We start from the raw sequence: 2502 nt of genomic DNA, 5'->3' as shown, positions 1-2502 counted from the left end.
GGGGACAACATCCAGATGGATGTGGAGTTAATCACGCCGATCGCGATGGAGAAGGAGTTGCGGTTTGCGGTTCGCGAGGGCGGACGCACTGTCGGCGCCGGCGTCGTCACCGAAATTATTGAGTAATAAGCCTTGCTTCTAAGGAAGTGAAATATAGAATATGACAGGTCAGAAAATCAGAATAAAACTGAAGGCGTACGACCACTACTCTTTGGATAAATCAACTAAAGAGATTGCTCGCACCGTCCTTCGAACCGGTGCGCGAATTGCCGGACCTATCCCCCTGCCGACCAAGCGGACTGTCTATACGGTTCTGCGTTCGCCGCACGTGGATAAGAAGTCGCGCGAGCAATTCGAAACCAGAATTCACAAGCGAATGCTTGATATCTACGATTCCACTCCGCAGACGGTGGACGCGCTGATGAAGCTCGACCTCCCCGCCGGCGTTGACGTGGAAATAAAGACATGATGGTGATGCCGTTATGAAAGAAATCATTGGTAAGAAAATTGGCATGACCCGCATTTTCGGGAGTGACGGCGAAGCCGTTCCGGTGTCGGTAATCGAAGCCGGGCCCTGCGTGGTGGTGGCGAAGCGCACTCCGGAAAAAAACGGATACAGCGCCGTCCAGGTCGGCTTTGATGTCAAGCGGCTGAATCTGTTTAATAAACCGCTTGGGGGCCATTATAAGAAAGTAAACATTGAGCCGCGTCGCTATCTCCGCGAAATTTATTTTGAGGGCGAACTTGAGGTCGGCGCCGAACTCAAGGCTGATATTTTCAAGAAAGGCGAGAAAGTCGATGTAATCGGCATTTCCAAGGGTCTCGGTTTCCAGGGCGTGATGCGCCGCCACAACTTCAACGGCGCTAATATCACTCACGGGCAGTCTGACCGCCAGAGAGCTCCCGGCTCGGTAGGCGCTTCCTCCTTTCCTTCACGGGTTTTCCGCGGCCAGCGGATGGCCGGAAGAATGGGGAAAGACCGCGTAACCGCTTTGAATCTGGAAGTGGCTCAGGTTATCGGTGAACAAAATCTGATACTGGTCAAGGGCTCTGTTCCCGGGAAAAAAGGCACGTTGCTGCGTATTCGGTTAACCAACCGCGGCAAGTAGATTGGCAGGAAAAGATGGAAGCAAAAGTATATAATCAAGACGGTGCCGAAGTCGGCGTAGTCAGTTTGAGCGAAAAGGTTTTCGGCGTCAAGCCGCGTCCGGAAGTAGTTCATCAATACGTCGTCAACTATCTGGCAAATCAGCGACAGGGAACATCAAGTTCAAAAGGCCGTTCTGATGTCTCCGGCGGCGGCTCCAAGCCCTGGCGGCAAAAGGGAACAGGCCGCGCCCGCGCCGGCACCATCCGGTCGCCTCTTTGGCGTGGCGGCGGCATTATCTTTGGTCCGGAGCCGCGCTCTTATTTCAGCAAGTTTCCGCGAAAGATGAAACGTCTGGCGATTCTTTCGGCGCTGTCCGACAAAGCCCAGAATTCGCATCTGGTGGTGATTGACTCTCTTCAGCTGCCTGAAATCAAGACCAAAAAAATCGTCGGCATTTTGGACAAACTGGGAATAGAAAACAAGAAATGCCTCATTCTGGATGAAGGCGCCAATGCCAACCTGATGCTTTCGGTGCGCAATATTCCCAAAGTCAAATACACCCGTGCGCCGCTGGTCAATACCTATGATGTCATCAATGCCGATGTCCTTCTGGTGACAAAAGCCGGTCTGGAAAAAGTGGAGGAGGTATTTGCCTCATGAAAGAGCCGCGTCGCGTATTACAGCTGCATCTAATGACCGAAAAATCGAACGCTCTCAAAGAGCAGATTAACGCCTATGTCTTTCGGGTGGCGCGGGATGCCAATAAGAAAGAAATCAAGCAGGCGGTGGAAAAATCATTCGGCGTCAAAGTGGCGACTGTGCGCACCATGACGATGCCGGCCAAGCCGAAAAGAATGGGCCGCTTTGAAGGTAAATCCACGGCTTGGAAAAAGGCGATAGTGAAACTTAAGGAAGGCCAGCAGATTGCGGCTTTTGAAAATGTCTGATGAGAAACAGGTGACCTATGGGAATTAAAAATTTTAAACCGGTAACCCCCGGTCTGAGACACCGCACTGTCCCGACCTTTGAGGAAATAACGTCTACCGTGCCGGAGAAATCTCTGCTGGTTGCGCTCAAGAAGAGTGGTGGCAGAAATAATAAAGGCCGAGTTACCGCCCGGCATCGCGGCGGCGGCCACAAGCGCTTCTATCGCATCATCGATTTCAGAAGAGATAAACATAATATTCCGGCGCGAGTGGCATCTATCGAGTACGACCCCAACCGCTCCGCCTACATCGCCCTGCTGCACTATGCCGATGGCGACAAACGATATATTCTGGCGCCGGATGGGCTCAAAGTTGATACTCAGATAATGTCCGGCGAAACCGCCGAAGTCCGCACCGGTAATGCCATGCCGGTCGGTATGGTGCCGCTGGGAACGTTTCTGCATAATGTCGAGCTGCAACCCGGAA

6 protein-coding genes are annotated in these 2502 nt (G+C 52.5%); all 6 read left to right on the top strand.

Going from position 1 to position 2502, the window contains the following annotated elements; translation table 11 throughout:
* On the top strand, positions 1-126 hold a 126-nt coding region (gene tuf / locus AB1690_03800), incomplete at its 5' end, for an elongation factor Tu (protein MEW6014428.1).
* Positions 127-160: 34 nt separating this feature from the next.
* The gene (rpsJ, locus tag AB1690_03795; protein MEW6014427.1) at positions 161-469 is read left to right on the top strand and encodes a 30S ribosomal protein S10; all 309 of its coding nucleotides are present in this window, start codon (positions 161-163) and stop codon (positions 467-469) included.
* A gap of 13 nt (positions 470-482) precedes the next feature.
* Positions 483-1109 carry a 50S ribosomal protein L3 gene (gene rplC / locus AB1690_03790; GenBank protein MEW6014426.1) on the top strand — a complete coding sequence of 209 codons (627 nt, stop codon included), beginning with the start codon at positions 483-485 and terminating at the stop codon, positions 1107-1109.
* 14 nt (positions 1110-1123) lie between these two features.
* Positions 1124-1750 carry a 50S ribosomal protein L4 gene (rplD, locus tag AB1690_03785; GenBank protein MEW6014425.1) on the top strand — a complete coding sequence of 209 codons (627 nt, stop codon included), beginning with the start codon at positions 1124-1126 and terminating at the stop codon, positions 1748-1750.
* Positions 1747-2037, top strand: coding sequence for a 50S ribosomal protein L23 (rplW, locus tag AB1690_03780; protein MEW6014424.1), 291 nt, complete (start codon positions 1747-1749; stop codon positions 2035-2037). The genes rplD and rplW overlap by 4 nt, the downstream gene beginning before the upstream one ends.
* Before the next feature lie 17 nt (positions 2038-2054).
* Positions 2055-2502 (top strand): 50S ribosomal protein L2 (gene rplB, locus AB1690_03775; protein MEW6014423.1); only part of this gene is annotated, 448 nt, incomplete at its 3' end.

Source organism: Candidatus Zixiibacteriota bacterium, assembly GCA_040753495.1.
Classification (GTDB): Bacteria; Zixibacteria; MSB-5A5; order GN15; family PGXB01; genus DYGG01.
The sequence above is the reverse complement of the archived record's forward strand: the minus strand, read 5'-3'. Positions and strand labels throughout refer to the sequence as shown.

What these genes read in the sequence shown, in the direction of transcription:
- rpsJ (MEW6014427.1), top strand. Translation starts at nt 161, where the DNA reads ATGACAGGTCAGAAAATCAGAATAAAACTGAAGGCGTACGACCACTAC.
- rplC (MEW6014426.1), top strand. Translation starts at nt 483, where the DNA reads ATGAAAGAAATCATTGGTAAGAAAATTGGCATGACCCGCATTTTCGGG.
- rplD (MEW6014425.1), top strand. Translation starts at nt 1,124, where the DNA reads ATGGAAGCAAAAGTATATAATCAAGACGGTGCCGAAGTCGGCGTAGTC.
- rplW (MEW6014424.1), top strand. Translation starts at nt 1,747, where the DNA reads ATGAAAGAGCCGCGTCGCGTATTACAGCTGCATCTAATGACCGAAAAA.